The organism is Caloramator sp. mosi_1, assembly GCF_028622835.1.
GTDB lineage: Bacteria > Bacillota > Clostridia > Clostridiales > Caloramatoraceae > Thermobrachium.
In genome coordinates this window covers 2,013,925-2,030,781 of the sequence record NZ_CP117677.1, presented here as the reverse complement: position 1 = coordinate 2,030,781, position 16,857 = coordinate 2,013,925, and the positions used below count along the sequence as shown (strand labels likewise).

12 protein-coding genes and 10 pseudogenes are annotated in these 16,857 nt (G+C 32.9%); 3 read left to right on the top strand and 19 right to left on the bottom strand.

Annotated features, from left to right (window positions below; translation table 11 throughout):
* Positions 1-15: 15 nt before the first annotated feature.
* From PL321_RS14315 to PL321_RS14255, 19 genes and pseudogenes are all read right to left on the bottom strand, one after another.
* Entirely contained in the window at positions 16-1,053 is a 1,038-nt protein-coding gene (locus tag PL321_RS14315) for a S41 family peptidase (RefSeq protein ID WP_273962468.1), read from the bottom strand.
* Positions 1,054-1,393: 340 nt separating this feature from the next.
* Positions 1,394-2,448 (bottom strand): annotated as a pseudogene (gene orr, locus PL321_RS14310) (ornithine racemase Orr).
* A gap of 11 nt (positions 2,449-2,459) precedes the next feature.
* Positions 2,460-3,544: pseudogene (locus tag PL321_RS14305) on the bottom strand (glutamate mutase L).
* A 29-nt stretch (positions 3,545-3,573) separates the two neighbouring features.
* Positions 3,574-3,804 (bottom strand): glutamate mutase L, encoded by a 231-nt coding sequence (locus tag PL321_RS20295; RefSeq protein ID WP_337960850.1) that lies wholly within the window; start codon positions 3,802-3,804, stop codon positions 3,574-3,576.
* Positions 3,794-4,843: an OAM dimerization domain-containing protein gene (locus tag PL321_RS20290; protein ID WP_337960849.1), complete on the bottom strand. Its 1,050-nt coding sequence runs from the start codon at positions 4,841-4,843 to the stop codon at positions 3,794-3,796. Before PL321_RS20290 ends, PL321_RS20295 begins: the two co-directional genes overlap by 11 nt.
* 41 nt (positions 4,844-4,884) lie before the next feature.
* A pseudogene (locus tag PL321_RS20285) lies at positions 4,885-5,735 on the bottom strand (lysine 5,6-aminomutase subunit alpha TIM-barrel domain-containing protein).
* Positions 5,736-5,773: 38 nt separating this feature from the next.
* Complete coding sequence (locus tag PL321_RS20275; RefSeq protein ID WP_337960847.1) at positions 5,774-5,989, bottom strand: hypothetical protein; 216 nt, start codon at positions 5,987-5,989, stop codon at positions 5,774-5,776.
* A gap of 11 nt (positions 5,990-6,000) precedes the next feature.
* Positions 6,001-6,287 (bottom strand): annotated as a pseudogene (locus tag PL321_RS14295) (ornithine aminomutase subunit alpha); the annotation flags it as partial.
* Entirely contained in the window at positions 6,252-6,356 is a 105-nt protein-coding gene (gene oraS / locus PL321_RS20270; RefSeq protein ID WP_337960846.1) for a D-ornithine 4,5-aminomutase subunit OraS, read from the bottom strand. The gene oraS and the pseudogene PL321_RS14295, both read right to left, overlap by 36 nt.
* Positions 6,357-6,371: 15 nt before the next feature.
* Positions 6,372-6,722 (bottom strand): hypothetical protein, encoded by a 351-nt coding sequence (locus PL321_RS20265; RefSeq protein WP_337960845.1) that lies wholly within the window; start codon positions 6,720-6,722, stop codon positions 6,372-6,374.
* Positions 6,704-7,228, bottom strand: coding sequence for a pyridoxal-phosphate dependent enzyme (locus PL321_RS20260; protein WP_337960844.1), 525 nt, complete (start codon positions 7,226-7,228; stop codon positions 6,704-6,706). The genes PL321_RS20265 and PL321_RS20260 overlap by 19 nt, the downstream gene beginning before the upstream one ends.
* A pseudogene (locus PL321_RS21615) lies at positions 7,225-7,667 on the bottom strand (pyridoxal-phosphate dependent enzyme). The gene PL321_RS20260 and the pseudogene PL321_RS21615 overlap by 4 nt, the downstream one beginning before the upstream one ends.
* A 121-nt stretch (positions 7,668-7,788) precedes the next feature.
* Positions 7,789-8,048 (bottom strand): annotated as a pseudogene (ortA, locus tag PL321_RS14285) (2-amino-4-oxopentanoate thiolase subunit OrtA).
* A gap of 52 nt (positions 8,049-8,100) precedes the next feature.
* Entirely contained in the window at positions 8,101-9,138 is a 1,038-nt protein-coding gene (gene ord, locus PL321_RS14280) for a 2,4-diaminopentanoate dehydrogenase (protein WP_273962467.1), read from the bottom strand.
* A 468-nt stretch (positions 9,139-9,606) separates the two neighbouring features.
* Complete coding sequence (locus PL321_RS14275; RefSeq protein ID WP_273964587.1) at positions 9,607-9,690, bottom strand: hypothetical protein; 84 nt, start codon at positions 9,688-9,690, stop codon at positions 9,607-9,609.
* Between the two features lie 32 nt (positions 9,691-9,722).
* A complete protein-coding gene (locus PL321_RS14270; protein WP_443110795.1) occupies positions 9,723-9,890 on the bottom strand; it encodes a hypothetical protein in 168 nt (55 codons plus the stop codon).
* Between the two features lie 85 nt (positions 9,891-9,975).
* Positions 9,976-10,448: pseudogene (locus PL321_RS14265) on the bottom strand (sigma 54-interacting transcriptional regulator); the annotation flags it as partial.
* 265 nt (positions 10,449-10,713) lie between these two features.
* Complete coding sequence (locus PL321_RS14260) at positions 10,714-10,983, bottom strand: PAS domain S-box protein (protein WP_273962465.1); 270 nt, start codon at positions 10,981-10,983, stop codon at positions 10,714-10,716.
* Positions 10,984-11,266: 283 nt separating this feature from the next.
* Positions 11,267-12,645: pseudogene (locus tag PL321_RS14255) on the bottom strand (IS1380 family transposase).
* A gap of 161 nt (positions 12,646-12,806) precedes the next feature.
* Between PL321_RS14255 and PL321_RS14250 the strand changes: the two are divergent.
* From PL321_RS14250 to glmM, 3 genes and pseudogenes are all read left to right on the top strand, one after another.
* Positions 12,807-13,418, top strand: coding sequence for a hypothetical protein (locus PL321_RS14250; RefSeq protein WP_273962464.1), 612 nt, complete (start codon positions 12,807-12,809; stop codon positions 13,416-13,418).
* Positions 13,324-14,962: pseudogene (locus PL321_RS14245) on the top strand (carbon starvation CstA family protein). Before PL321_RS14250 ends, PL321_RS14245 begins: the two are co-directional and overlap by 95 nt.
* Before the next feature lie 294 nt (positions 14,963-15,256).
* Positions 15,257-16,602: pseudogene (gene glmM, locus PL321_RS14240) on the top strand (phosphoglucosamine mutase).
* Positions 16,603-16,857: the final 255 nt, after the last annotated feature.

The following is a 16,857-nucleotide window of genomic DNA, read 5'->3' as shown; positions in this document are numbered from 1 at the left end:
GGGGGCCAACATATACTATTCCTTGCTTCTTATTACTTCTATTGCCTTTTGTATTTGTATATCTTCCTTGTAGCTTAGTTCTCTCTCTTTATCCTTTTCTGGTATATCTAAAACAATATCTGGCTCAATTCCCTTTCCTTGTATACATTCACCAGATGGTGTATAGTATTTAGAGATTGTAACCTTCAATGCTTCATTATTTGGAAGAGTTATTATTTCTTGAACCAATCCTTTTCCAAAGGTTCTTGTACCAATCAATGTTCCAGCTTTAAAATCACGAACAGCTCCCGTTAAAATTTCTGATGCACTTGCTGAGCCTCCATTTACAAGAATAACTAAAGGAAGATCAAGTTTATTAGAATCTGAAGACCATACTTCCTTTTTACCCTTGTTATCTATTGTATAAACAATAGTTCCTTCTCCAAGAAGTCTATCTGCTATTTTTGCACACTGATCTAATAAACCTCCTGGATTATCCCTTAAGTCAATAACTAATCCCTTAATTCCTTTGTTTAATAAATTATCAAGTGCCTTGTTAAAGGCTTCTGCAGTATTTTCATCAAAACTTGTTATTCTAATATATCCTATGTTGTCATCAATAACATCACTCTTTACAGATTTTATAATAATTCTTGCTCTTACAAGTTCAAAATCTATTAAGCCCTTTCCTTCTCTATATATTGTTAATTTAACCTTTGTTCCTTCAGGTCCCTTCATCATTGAAGTTGCCTTTTCCAACTCTTTTCCCGAAACTTCCTGATCATTTACCTTAACTATTATATCACCAGATATAATACCTGCTTTATAGGCTGGAGTATCTTCAATTGGTGCAACCACGACAATCTTACCATCTTTGTTTCCAACATACAATCCTACACCTGCATAGGAACCCTGTGTATGTGTTAAAAAGTCTTCAAACTCCTTTTTATTCATAAAAACTGTATAAGGGTCTCCGATTCCATCTACCATTCCCCTAACGGCACCCTCAACAAGTTTATCTTCATCTATCTTATCAACATATTTCTCTTGAAGCTTTGATTTAATTGAAATCATCTTTCCAAACTGTTTTACAAAATCATACTCAGCTTTGCTTACTAATTTTTGCCTCCTACAAAGGGAATAGGTGCAAAAATAAGTATGGATGCTGTTATTAAATTTGTGATTAATATTATCGCTATTGCCTTTTTAATTGTAATCTGCCTTTTGCTCATTAAGTAACACCCCAAATCTATAATCTTATATTATATTTTATTTTTTACACTATTACATTATATCATTTATTTAAATTTTTTCCACGTATAAAATTTGAAATTTAATTAAATTTTACTAAACTTTACTTCTTATAAAAGCAAAGGCTGTCTTAAAACATATAGATGTTTTAAGACAGCCTTTATTATATAACCACTTTATCTACAAATTCTGAAGTCATTGCCTTTAAAAGACTACCATAGTCCATTTTAAATTCAATAATGTCCCCTACTTTATAGTTTCTTCCTGACTTTGTAACATCTATTATTGTATGGTCAGAACTTGCACCTAATATATCTATGTTTGGATCTATTGGAATCAATCCATCTGGGTTAATATCCTGCCTTCCTATCGCAATTATCGCCCTCTTTATTATGCCCCTATCTTCATAGTAAGGTTTTTACCAAAGGCATCCATACCTATATTCCCAATAGGAACAGAAGGTTTATTTTTTATCTCTACAATTTCTGCCTTTAGAATAAAAATATCATCCGATAAGGTATCTACTTTTTACCAAAGGCTGTTTCTCTTCCAAGTATTGCAACTTCACCAAGTCTTAGGTTATTTATTCCATTTGGCAATCTGCCATCCTCTAATAAATAATAGCTGCTGGAGTTACCACCAGATATATATTCAATATCTAAAGAATATTTATTTGCCATATCCATAGCAATACTTGTTAATCGTCCTAAATTAGCTTCATCTGGTATTACTCCACCATAGCAAGTTAAATTTGTACCAAATCCTTTTATTTCAACTCCCTCTATCTTTAGGACTTCTTTTATAAAATCATCAATATCATCGGGCCAAACACCTTCCCTCAAATCACCCATATCCAGCATAATTATTATTTTATGCTTTTTACCGTATTTTATTGCCTTTTCACCTAATGCTCGTACTGTTTCAATTTCAGAGTTTAAGCTATAATCTGACCATAAGACAACGTCCTCAGCTTCATCTAACATTGGTATTCTTAAAAGTATTTTTTTGAATTAATATCCTTCATTTTTTTAGATTTTGTATTCTTGAATCTGCCAAGCCATCAATCCCACAGTCAACAATGTGTTTTACAATATCAGGATATGCACAAAAACTTTTTGTTACAATCCAAACCTTAACTCCTCTCCTTGTACATTTATCAACCAAATATTTTATGTTTTGTTTATATTTATTTATATTAATAACTACCTGTGGGTACAAATAAATCACCCCTAAATCCCCAAGCTCTTTTTCAATATCTTTAAGGCTGCATCCCTGTATTTTTTCGAAAGCACTCCAAGCGACGCCATTATATAATAATTATCTATTAAAACATCTATGCCCTCTTTAGGATAAAGAAACATACCGCCTGTATTATCCTGTGTTATCTTTTTTAATATATTTACTCGTTCTGGAAGCCTTGTTAACGCTCCACCCGTTCCAATAATCCACTTAACATTTGTTAAGTCTTTACCCTCTGCAATTGTTTTTTACCACTCGGGCCATAGATATATCTTATAGAACCAACGTGACGCCTCACTGCAGTTAGTACAGCCTCTTGTGTCATATACTCTATAAATTTTATCTCCCTTTCTGTTTTTGGAATTGGCTTTCTATTTGCTATTAAATCATCTGCATCTTTGAATACCTTCTTAACATTTTCAATCCCTATCTTTTCCACTATATGTGGTAAATTTACATATACTCCAAGGTCTCCCTCTACCGTTCTTTTAGCCACTGGTTCTGGACTTATCATTATTCTTTGGATTTCATCGCTTCCCTCCGTAACTGAATGAACATCTGTTGTTGCTCCACCAACATCCAACACCATCAAATCTCCAATTTCATCCTTAAGCATAATTGCACATTCCATAACTGCACCTGGTGTTGGAATGATAGGCCCCTTTACCATCTGCCTAACCTTATGCATCCCCGGTGCACCTGTTATATGCTCCTCAAAGACACTTTGTATTACCTTTCTTGTAGGTTCAACGTTTAACTCATCTATTCGTGGATACACGTTTTCAACTATATAAAGTTTTTGTCCATATTCCTCAAATATTATTTTTACATCTTCGTGGTTTTCTATATTTCCTGCATATATAACCGGAACATCTAATTTTAATTTTGCTATCTCCTCAGCATTATTAAGTGCAGTATCTCTTTCTCCATAATCAAGTCCGCCTGCAACAAGTATTATGTTGGGCTTAATTTCCTTTATCTTATTTAAATCACTTCTTCTTAGCTTTCCTGCAGTAACTAATTTTATGATGGCACCAGCCCCAAGGGCAGCCTCCCTTGCTGCCCTTGCAGTCATATCAAAAACAAGGCCGTGCACAGTCATTCTTAGTCCACCTGCCGCACTACTTGTTGCCAAAAATCATCATATTCGATAGTGTTAACCCCTATATTTGTTTTTAAATCCTCTAAAGCCATATTAAGGCCTATTGTAACATCTCCATCTAATACCGTAGTTGGTCCCTGGCCCTGTCCTATAAATTCAGCCTTTTTTAAGTCAAAGGCATTTACAACCGTTGTAGTGCTGCCTATTTCAGCAACCAATACATCAACCTTCATAATTCTCCATTTCCCTTCTTCTCTTTACTAAGAATGAAGCAACATCATTTCCCTTAGTTCCACGTCCAAATCCTGCATCCATTCCTGCAGATTTTGCTATTTCATCAGTTACTTGAGTTCCTCCCGCACAAACAATCAGCCTATCTCTTACACCCTTTTCAATGCAAAGTTCGTGTATCTTCTTCATATTTTTTATATGAACATCATTATGCGTAATTATTGTACTTGCAAGTATTGCATCTGCATTAAATTCTATTGCTGCATCTACTAATTTTTCAACTGGGCAGGATGTACCAAGATATAGACATTCTATTCCGTATTTTTCAATTCCTCCGTGCTTAATATCTATTACCTCTCTTAATCCAACTGAGTGTTCATCTTCGCCAACTGTAGCAGCAACAACCTTCATTGGTTTTCTTTCTATATCCTTTCTTATTTCTTCATCCGATAATATCTCGGGCTTCTTTGGTATCTCAAGCTTTGAAATATCTATTGTAAATGGAACCCTTCCTTTTATTTCAACAAGCGTTCCTTCTGCAGGTTGCATTACTTGTTTATGAATTACAACAACATCCTCAAGTCCCATCTTCTTTCCTATTTCCATTGCTGCAAATTCTGCAACTCTTTCTTCAACAGGTAAGAAGATTGTTGTTGAAACTATACCATCTCCACACCATTCGACCTCTGGCTTAATTTCATTTGAATGCCTTAAAGTTTCAGTTTCCTTTAATCTTCTATTTACATTATCATTTTCATCAAGTTCATCTATAAATATTATCTTTTCAGGCTTACAGAAGGTACATCCATCAATTAAGTCACACGCCTTTGTAATTCCTTCTGGTAGATTGTTATATCCAAAATGTTCACAAACAGGTGCCATATAATCCTTATCTCTTTCAACAACTGTACCTGCACCTATTCCTCCATTTATTTGCCTTGCTATGCCATCTCCATTTCTTTCTGGATACATACCAGAATCAACAAAGAATCCCATTTCAACAGCCTTAAAATATCCGCCAACTTCAAGTATTTCCTCCATAAATAGTACTGCTCTTTCCTTAAGTTCCCTTACCTTTTCTACTAAATATCCATCCTTTTAAGTTCTACCATTTCAAGAAGTCCATCCATACCTATTAAGGCTTGTTTTGCTGTATTTATGGCGTGAATATTGTTATAATGCCAAGGAACATTTCTTCCCTCATCTGGTGTAATTGTTGATTGAATGTCTGCCCTTGTTAATCTTGAAATGAGTAGATTTAATACGTGTGTTACAGTAGCTTCTCTTGTACAACTTTCCATATACTTTGTATTCATCTGGGCTCTCATTTTATATTCTTTAAACAACTGTCTTAAAGCAACTGCATAAGGAAGGTCTATTCTTAGACAAGGTGCTGGTGGTGCAGTTGGAGGAACTGTTGAAAGTGCTATATTTTGTGGCTTCATTCCAACCATCTTTGAATATGCACAATTAAGTGCGTGCTGTACCATTAGCTCAGGCATTACCTTGTACCCCTTCATAGCTGTTGCATTTGCATTATGTGCACCATCTATTTGTACCATATCAGCAAAGGCCATTATTTTCTTTGCAACTGCTGCATCCACAAAGGATCTTACCATATTTATATTTCTATAAAGCACATTATATTGAGGGTCTTGGTGTGCACCATTTACTCCTTCTTCTGCAAACATAACTGCTATATCAGGGCCAGCTACGCCAGATACATAGGAATGAAAATTTATTGGCCTTCCAACCTCTTCTTCAATTATATCCAATGCTTTTCTTGTAGCTCTAACTTGTTTTCTTGATATAGGAACTCCACCTACACCTTCTGAGTACCCTCTATAAGTCCATCATAGTGACTTTGTCCTGCTGTTCTTATTACCATTATATGGTCTGCACCGTGCCAAGCAGCCATTCTCATTCTTCTTATATCATCTTCAAATCTTCCTGAAGCTATTTCTGTTGTTATTACACAGTCTGGTTGTGGGTCAATATATCCAAAACTTTTGCAGCTGGAAGTGGACAGCTATTCTTTAATGGTTTTGATGCTTGATGATATTCAAATTCACCATAAACTTGATTGCCCTGCTCTTCCCTCCAATGCCAACCTTTTCGTTTTGGCCTGTAGTTTTCAAGATTCTGTAAAATTTCTTCTATGTTTAATTTTTCATTCTTTTCTAACATACTTTACCCCCTTAAAATAGTGCTGGCACTTCATCCCACGCTTTTCCTTCAACAAGTAATAAACCTGCTTCTCTTATTGGTATATTCTTCTTTTTAGCAAGCCTATACACTACATTACCTGCCCCTTTTCCAAGAAGTCCTAAGTTTTGAACTCCTTCAACAATTGCCTTTGCTTCTATGCTGGAAAAGCCCATTCTTAAAAGAACTGATCTTTCAACAGCTGGTGATGTATGGGTATATGCTATTTCCACTAAAGGTTTTACTATTTCTTCTGCAAGCTGCCAAAACCTTTTTCTAACTCTTCATCTGTTAAATCCTTTAAATGTTGTCTTCTTACTTCAAAATCATCAGGCCTTTTTAATGCCATTTAAACCCCTCCTTATTAAACAATGCTTACATTTATTTCTGAAAGTACCTTTTCTACTTCCTCTATTGAAAGTTTTGTATCTTCTGCTAAAAACTCTACATCCTTTCGACTTACTTCATCTACTTTATAATTATCAATGCAATTTTTAATGTATGACTTCTTTAATTTATTTAAGTCAACATCTCTTGCCTTTATTAAACTTGGGTGTTCAGGAAGAATAATGTTGCATCCTGCCCTTTCTTCTTCAGGATTACCAAACTTGACTTCTATTCCATTTTCTTTTGCAAAGGATAACTGTGCCATATGATGTTTTCCCGCTCCAGTATATTCTGTTTCTTGAACTACAATTATTTGGTCTTCATCCATCTCCTGTGCAATGTAAAAGGCTGCCGTAAGAGATGTATTTCCAGCTGGCCCCTTTCTAATCCCTCAAGCTGTGCTAAAGCTTCCGTAATGTAAAATACTTCACCCTGTTTTATAGTTACATACCTATCAAGATATCTTAAAGGCCTTGCTGCACTTCTTGGAACATCAGACCTATCAGGCCAAGTTGCAAAAGGTATTCCAAAACCTGTATGTCCAGTAGTAAAGGATTTCCTATTAAAGTCCTTATCCGATGCCATATGAAGTCCTGTTAAATCAACACTTGCTCCTACAACCTTTGTATTAAGTGCTCCAGCCTTTATAAGTCCCCTTGCTGTTCCTGTAACATTTCCTCCTCCAGCGTGAGTTATAACAACAACATCAGGGTCTTTACCAAGTTGTTCTCTGCACTGTATAGCAACTTCATAACCTAAGGTCTCAACTCCTGCAATACCATATGGAGAGTAAAGGGATGCATTAAAATATCCAGTTTCTTCAAGAATTCTCAAAAATGTATAAAAAGTTCTGGTCCTACTGTTAGCTGAACTACCTCCGCACCGTAGCATTCACATTTTCTCTGTTTTTCTAATATCTCAGGCTGTCCAATTTTTCTTGAATCATAACATTCTTGAACTATAATACAATTTAAATTCCTCATTGCTGCCTGTGATGCAACCGCAGCACCATAATTTCCACTGGTAGCTGCAACTACACCCTTATAGCCTAATTTTTTGCGTGATATACCGAAACAGCTGCACGTCTATCCTTAAAACTACCCGACGGATTGCAGGCTTCATCCTTTATAAATATTCTTGCTCCCTTGCCCTTTGGAGATATCTTTCTAACAAGTGCTGTTAAATTTTTAAGTTCAATAAGTGGAGTATTGCCAACCCCAGCATCCTTTTGTATATTTTGTACCTCCTGAAGCGTATATCCTGTTTCCCGCATCATCTTTTCATAATCAAAGGCAATTCTTGATGTTTGAAATTTTGAATAATCTATTCCTACAGCTCTTTTCATTATTTCATTTTTTCTTGACATAACGGCATTATAGCTATAATCTGCCACTTTATTCACCGTCCTTTAATATGCTTCTTAAATCTTGTCCTATTTTTAATATTTCAGGAACAAATTTACCAAAATCGTGGTTATAGCTTGGATTAACTTCAACTAACACTCCCTTAACCTTCCTATTAGTTAGAGTTATTATCTCAACTTCATCTCCAAGCTGTGCATCAAAACTTAAGAATCCCTTTACCCACATTTCAAGGGGACTTTTCTTGTCTCCTCTGGAAGGTTTACTGCTCTATCTTCAGGATTTAATACAATTTGATGTATCTGTACGTAAGTTCCTTTTTAATTACTTCCAAATTTCTCACCTCTATTTAGTAAGATGCATTCTAAAATCATTCATTATAGCGTGTGGAAGTGGTAAATCCTTCATTGTTACAAGACCAGGTTTTGAATTTAATACGTGTGGTATCATATTAACAGCTGTTGCTATAGTACCTATTCCGCCTGGAACTTCTGGCTTTATGCATAGGCTTATGTTTGGATCTCCTTCAATCCATATATAATCACCAGTTTCTATGTTTTCAATCTCTGGATGTATTTGTTGTGGATGTTCAAGTGCAATTACCACTTCACCATTTTTTAAACCATAACCACAATGATTGCATCCGCATACCATACCTGGTTCAACAACAACATCCTTTGTTTCTCTGTGAGTATTTGATATTATAGGTTCCTTTGTCTGTTTTACTTCATCTATTTCAATTCCAAGAGCATCTGCAATCATAGGTATTGATTCTTCAAAACCTACGTGACCATATACAGAGCCGTCCTCAATTCCCCTCACAAACTCCTCAACTGTAAGCCCAACACCCTGTTCCCTCATAACTGTCTTTCCAAAGGGTGAAAGGTCATTTATTCTTGCTGCTCTTATCTTCTTTACACTTCTGCATACTGCACTTAATGTTATTATTAATGTATCTAACACAAATCCTGGGTTTACACCTGTTCCAAGAACAGTTACTCCATTTGCCTTTGCAATTTCATCTATTTCCTTTGATAATTCTGGTTCAGCTATATAAGGATAAGCCATTTCTTCTGCAATAGTTATACAATTCATTTTATGACTGCATATTAGTTTAATTTGTTTTTCTACTCCCTTAACAAATGAATCTATAGCCAGCAAAACAACATCTGCCTTTACCTGACTTAATGTCTTTTCTGGATCTGATGATATTGTTATACCTAATTTTCTTCCAAGTCCAATATGTTCTCCTAAATCCTTTCCTTCATTTTCTTTTCTGTCGATAGCACCAACTACTTCAATTCCTTCCTTTTCTAAAATCATCTTGACCATACCACTGCCCATATTTCCTACGCCCCATTGAATAACCTTAATTTTATCCATTTTATTTCTCCTCCCTAAACTTTTTTATATTAATAAAGCAAAGATAATGCCAAGTTTATATTAATATCTTAATTACATAAAATTAACAAAGTTATATTTATTATCTTTTTAAAAATAAGCAAAAAGCTCAATGTATAAAAAACTATAAAAAATTTAAGGTATTTTTCATACTCTTTAGCAAATCTTAATTTATAACTTAAAAGGATGCGTAAATCAGTACAAAACAATCTAAGCAAAGCAATTACCTTTAAAACAAAAATCTGAAATTATTTAGCAAAAGGAGGATATCCAGGTATATTCATTTTAGAGAGAAAGAGTAGTTGTTTTTGTTAAAAAATAAAATGTTTAAATATTCAGTAATTTTATATTAGAAAGTTTGATGTGCAATATTTTTGCATTGTTTAAAAACATACGAAATACTACAAAACCCCTATGCAAAATATTTTGCATAGGGGTTGCTGAAAAATATCATTCCTTTTTTATACCATATTTATTCATTTTATGTTGTAGGTTCTGTCTTTTTATCTTTAACATATTTGCTGCCTTTGATATATTAAAATTTGTTTTTTCAAGTGCTGATAGTATTATCTTTTTTCAATATCATCTAAATAATCATCTAAAGGAATTTTAAAATCATATTTTATATCCGATATTTCTGTATAAAACCTTTTAAATATAATCTCCTGAACATTAGGTGCAAAGTGCTCACGTCTTAGTACGTGACCTGTTACAATATTCATTGCACCTTCAATATAGTTCTTAAGTTCTCGTACATTTCCTGGCCAATCATAGCTTAAAAACCATCATAAACATCATCCGAGACTTCCCATACATCCTTTATAAATTCCATATTATATTTTTTATAAACTCATTTACAAATACAGGTATGTCCTCTTTTCTTTCTCGTAACGGAGGAATATTTATATTAATTACACTTAGCCTATAATACAAATCCTTTCTTAAATTACCCTGTATTATTGAGGTATAAGGATCCTCATTAATAGTTGCTATTATTCTAACATCTATTGGAATATCCTTGACATCTCCTATTCGTCTTATGTATCCCTCCTGCAAAACCCTCAATAACTTTGCTTGTAAATTTATAGGCATTGAATTTATTTCATCTAAAAGAAGTGTTCCTCCATTTGCCTGTTCAAATAATCCTGGTCTGTTAATTGCTCCTGTAAAACTCCCTTTACTGTACCAAATAATATACCTTCAAGCAAGCTCTCAGGAAGTGCAGCACAGTTTACAGCTATAAATGGTTCTTTATTTCTTGAGCTTGCGTAATGTATACATCTTGCTATAACCTCTTTGCCTGTACCTGTTTCTCCAATGATTAAAACAGTAGAGTTACTTCTGCTTGCTTTTTAGCAAGTTCGATAGTTTTCAAAAAATCTGGACTTGCACCTATAATATCGTCAAAATTATAATTATCCTTTTTTTCCTGTTGACTATTTTTAAGCTCAAGTATTCTATCATATAGTTCTTTTATCTTAGTAAAATTTTTAGATATCTCTACTGCTCCACATATTTTATCTTCACAGATGATTGGGAAAGTTGTGTTTACTGTAGTTATATTGTACCCCTTTTATTAAGATATGTTTGATATCTTTCAAGGGCAGGTTGTCCTGTTTTTAATGCTGATAATAGCGTACTTGTTGTTTCATTTAAATTTGGGAAAAGGTCCTTTAAATTTTTTCCTATAACTTCACTTGAATTTAACCCTTCAATCTGCTCCATAGCTTTATTATATATTACTGTATTTCCTTCACTATCTACAACGTGAATCCCCTCATCAATATTGCTTAAAATAATCTCAAGCAGTTTTTGCTCAAAATTCATTTAAATCCCCTATCTAAATAATTAGGTTCTATAATAAATGTTGGGGCGTAGACCCAGCATATTTTTTACAAAAAATATGTGCACCTGATTAGACACCTGGTAAAATTAAACTTGAATTCGGCAAGTAAATTTTAAAAAAGTTTCTACTTGCCATTTTTGTTTTCTTTATGAATAAATTTACATTTATTATGATATTTTATACCGTTAGGTCTTTTTTGAGTATACTTAATAAACCCAAATAACATTTGGATTTTTAAGGGAATTTATTGTTTTTATTTTACTATTAAGTATAAACTGTTATCATTTTTCTACTAAAAATATGTATTTGTTTTTGAATATGAGTAATGATTTTTTCTAATAAGCAATTATTTGAAAAACTTAAATATCTATAATATTTGCTGCCGCAAACATTACCACAAACTCTATAAAATATTCTTCTTAATGTACTAATTTCATGATGTTGTACTTCCTTAGGCATGATTGCTTGTTTAAACCAGTTATGAATGTTATATGCTATCATTTTTATTAAAAGGTACAATTCATTGCATTTATGATTTACTAAACTATTTTCGCTAAAGGCATAGCCTTCTTTTATTTCATCTATATTATTTTCAACATCACATCGTTGATTATAATCTTGAAATATTTCTTCAGGTGTTAAATAATTTATATTTGTTACTATTGCTTGATATTTATATTTACATTCTTCGAACATTAACTGATTCATATTTTTTGGAATAATTTTTTCTCTTATAATCACAAATCTTCTTGCTCTTTGCCATTTAGGCAATGGAACTGTAATTTCTGTAACAGATAAAGTAGAACTTATATCGTGCCATATATAATCCTTTGGATTATTATTTATAAAATCTATTATCATTTTAACAGTAGAATACATTTTACATTTAACAACATATTCTATTCCATTATCTTCAAAATATAAAAAGTTTTCTTCATCAAAAAACCTCTATCAAGTCTAACTCTTTTAAGAATATATCTTGAAGGAAGCTGGTTTACACAACTCTTAAAGAAATCTAAAAATTTATAATTACTATGGTGTCTACCATTTTCAAGAGTAATGTTAAGTAATTCATCAGTTCCTGAAATAAACCCAACTTTTTCTTTAAATGATGGTCTTCCATTGTACCTTGGATTATATCCTATTCCTGATTTTTCTTGATTACCAAAGATAGTTATAACAGTATCATCAATATTAATACAAACCTCGCGTACATCTTCAGTTGAAGACTTTAAGTCAAGTATTTTTTTATTTATAGTTCTTAATTCTTCTAAAGTTTCTGTTGGTAAAGCTTTTAAGAGATCTCTACATACTTTTTCACTGGGTAATTTATCTACACCTTTAAACTTTTTATATCCTTCATCATTTCTTAATGTTTCAATGTGCATAAATCTTGAGAAACCAAGAATATTTGCATCAATCATGTATTCTATAATTTCTGCAGTATTAAAAGTAGAATTAGCGGCCTTCTTATAGGTTACGCCTTTTTCTAAAATAGTTGGTAATCCTATTATTTGTTTAAAGGATTCCACATAAGAAAAAGTTGCTACAGAAGTAACTTTGGTATCATTAAATTTTGCTTTCATGTTCAAAAATCTAATTTTCTTCTTTAAATTTTTTTGATTTTGTTGTAAACTATCCATAGAAATCACCCTTTTGTGTTTTAGTTTTGCAATTATATTTTAACACTTAAAAGGGATGATTTCTTTTAATTTTTGAACAAAAATCCTTTAATTCCAATGTCTTTCGGCATTACTTGCCGAATACAAGATAGAAATAAATATATAAAAAGTAGGGGGATTTTTTGAATAAAATTCAGTATATTAGTTTATTAGCAAAGAAATTTGAAAGACATTTTGAAATAGAATATAACAAAGAGATATTAGGATTAGAACTTGATATGTTTGCTAAACATTATAGTTTAAATGGTAGAACCTTTTTAACGAAGAAGGATATTATTGATAGCTTTGAAAATTATGAATATGTTTTTGTAAAATATTATAGCTGTTTAGATGAATACATAGCTGAAAATTTTATTAATTTTTTAAAGGAAACATCAAAGGAGTTTGTAAAGCCAACCAAGAATCATATGTCTACATATTTAAATGGTATTATTTTATTTGATGAAGTAAAAAGTAATTCAATTGATAAATTAATAAAGTTTAAACATTCAAAAACATTCTTATTTGGAATCAGGGGTTGGTTTGATACAAGGCTGTTGGCAGTTAATTTGAATGGACAAGATATTATATGTAACAGGGAGGGTAAAGGGTTAAAAAGGTGTATCAAATTACACCTTAAAATAAAAAAGGAGGGGTTTTATGAATTCATTGTGGCTCATTTTTATTGGCATCATAGTTTTCTTAGTAGCCTATGTGACCTACGGTGCTTATCTTACAAAGCAGTGGGGAATTGACCCAAAGAGACCTACACCATCCCACACAAATTTTGACAATGTAGATTATGTTCCAACCAATTCAAAGGTACTTTTAGGACACCACTTTGCTTCAATTGCTGGTGCTGGACCAATTGCAGGACCAATTCAAGCAGCAATGTTTGGATGGCTTCCAGTATTTTTGTGGATTGTAATAGGAAGTATTTTCTTTGGTGCAGTACACGATTTTGGTTCACTACTTGCATCAATAAGACACGGTGGAAAATCAATAGGAGAAATAATTGAAGTTAATGTAGGTAAAAGGGTAAAAAGCTATTTAATACCTTTGCTTGGCTTACATTAATACTTGTTGTAGCTGCATTTACAGATATTGTAGCTTCAGCCTTTGCATATAATCCAGAGATTAGCGGATTCCAAGCAGGTCCAGCAGCTGGAACATCGTCGGTACTATTTATAGTGTTAGCGATTTTATTTGGATTCTTAGTTTATAGAAAAGGATATAATTTAGCTGTATCAACTGTAGTAGGTGTTATACTTATTTTCTTGGCAATATATATAGGTTATAAGTTCCCATTTATTGCTCTTTCTAAAAAAGCTTGGTATGTTGTACTTTTAATATACATCTTTTAGCATCAACACTTCCAGTATGGCTACTTCTTCAACCAAGAGATTATCTAAATTCATTCCTACTTTATGCAATGCTAATTGGTGGATTCTTAGGAATACTTGTAATGAGGCCAAGTCTTCAACTTGAAGCCTTTAAAGGATTTACTGTAACAACAAAGGCAGGTGTTCAATACCTATTCCCAATACTTTTTGTTACAGTTGCCTGTGGTGCAATTTCTGGGTTCCATTCACTTGTAAGTTCAGGAACATCTGCAAAGCAAATAGATAATGAAAGCGATGCACCCCTTGTTGGATATGGTGCAATGCTAATAGAAGGTTTTCTTGCTATAATCGCATTAATTTCTGTTGCATATGTTGCTAAGGCAGAAGGAGCACCAGCTGCTATATTTGCATCAGGTGTTGCAACATTTATGAGTAAAATAGGTATTCCATTTGAAGTTGGTAAAGTATTTATAACTCTTGCATTTACAGCCTTTGCATTAACAAGCTTAGATACAGCTACAAGACTTGGAAGATATATTTTCCAAGAATATGTTGAAACAGTATTTGGTAAAGAATCTAAGCTCAATAATATGTATATATCAACTCTTTTAACTGTTTTAATATCAGCACTTTTATTAATGTTTGGTTACCAAAAGATATGGCCAATATTTGGAACAGCAAACCAACTACTTTCAGCACTTGCACTTCTTGCTGTTACAGCTTGGCTTGCAAGAAATAAGAAGAAGAATATAATGACTATAATTCCAATGATATTTATGTTTGCGGTGACTTTAACTGCACTTGTATTGTTAACAGTAAACTTCTTTAAAGCTAAAAACTATGTATTGTTTGTAATTGCTATATTGCTATTTATATTTGCAATTGAGCTAATAGTAGAAACATACAGGGTTTTAAGTGGAGCTAAAACATCAAAGGGAACTGATGTAAAGGCATAAAGAATTAATTAATGTGTGCCGTGGTTATAAGCCACGGCACAGACTTTTAAAAAGGTAAATTCAATTATCCTATTGAATTTACCTTTTAAGGATTCCTTTAACATTCATCATTTTTTCTTTGTTTTAAAAAGTCCTACCCTTAAGATGTAATATACAGGTATTCTATAAAATGGTGATTATTACTATACCATTAAAAAATGTAAAACTAACTAATGAAATTTTCCTCTTTTACAATGTATGATAATATGATATTATAGTTAAGGTTACAATTTAATACAGGTTGGGAGGATAACTATGGGAAGAATGTTTGGTACAGATGGAGTAAGAGGCATTGCAAATACAGAACTTACTGCAGAACTTGCATATAAATTAGGAAGAGCTGGAGCCTTTGTTTTAACAGAAGGGGCCCACAAGCCTACTATAATAGTTGGTAAGGATACAAGAATATCAGGTGATATGCTTGAAAGTGCACTTGTTGCAGGGATAATGTCAGTTGGTGCCCACGCTATTTGTGTTGGTGTTGTTCCAACTCCAGCAGTTGCATATTTAACAAGAAAACTTGGTGCAGATGCAGGGGTTGTAATTTCAGCATCCCACAACCCAGTTGAATACAATGGTATAAAGTTCTTTAATAAAGATGGATATAAGCTTCCAGATGAAGTTGAGGATAAGATAGAAGAGATAATAAATAATGGTCTCTTAGACGTACCTTCACCAATAGGAGAAGATTTAGGTGTAAGAGAACATAGAGAAGATGCAGTTGAATATTATGTAGAATTTTTAAAGGAAGTTGCAGGAATAAGACTTGATGGTATAAAAGTTGCTTTAGATTGTGCAGAAGGAGCATCCTACTATATAGCACCTAAGGTATTTAGAGAATTAGGTGCAGAGGTTTTTGTAATACATAACAACCCAGATGGAAAAAATATTAATAAAAATTGCGGTTCTACACATATGAATGAACTTAAAGAGTTTACTGTAAAAATGGGATGTGATTTAGGACTTGCCTTTGACGGAGATGCAGATAGATGCCTTGCTGTAGATGAAAAGGGAAATATTATAAATGGTGATTTTATAATGACAATTATAGCAAGTGAAATGAAAAAGCAAGGTAAACTTGACAAGGATACCCTTGTAGTTACTGTTATGAGTAATATGGGACTTGATATTGCTTGTAATAGGGAAGGTATAAAGACAATAAAGACAAAGGTTGGAGATAGATATGTTTTAGAAGAGATGATAAAGGGTGGTTATAAAATTGGTGGAGAACAGTCTGGTCATATAATATTCCTTGATTATAATACAACAGGGGATGGACTTGTAACAGCATTAAAAATAGCTACAACACTAAAAAGAGTGGAAAAAAGATGTCAGAACTTGCTTCAATTATGAAGGAGCTTCCACAGGTGTTAGTTAATGCAAAGGTGACAAATGAAAAGAAATATGCATATACTGAAGATGAGGTTATACTTAATGAAATTCAAAAATTAGAAAAGGCCCTTGAGGGAAGAGGAAGAGTTTTAATTAGACCATCTGGAACAGAACCTCTTGTTAGAGTGATGCTTGAGGGTGAAAATCAAGAGGAAATTGATATGCTTGCAAAGAACTTAGCAAAACTTATAGAAGAGAGAAGTAAATAATTTAAATAAATTGTTAATTAAATGAAAAAACATTTTACTTATTTAATAAATTATGTATAATGAAATTAAAACTGCCTCTTTTGAGGCAGTTTTTGAAATCTAAAAGGAGGTGAGGAAAAGTATAAATAATATTTTTTAATAATATAAAGCGCCGGGACTTGCACAGTGCAAGTTGACGAGGACAGGGTTTATCGAGTTATCGGCGGATGCCCTGCGGCTGACCACCGAAAACGGCCAGACAAAACCTAAAAGCAA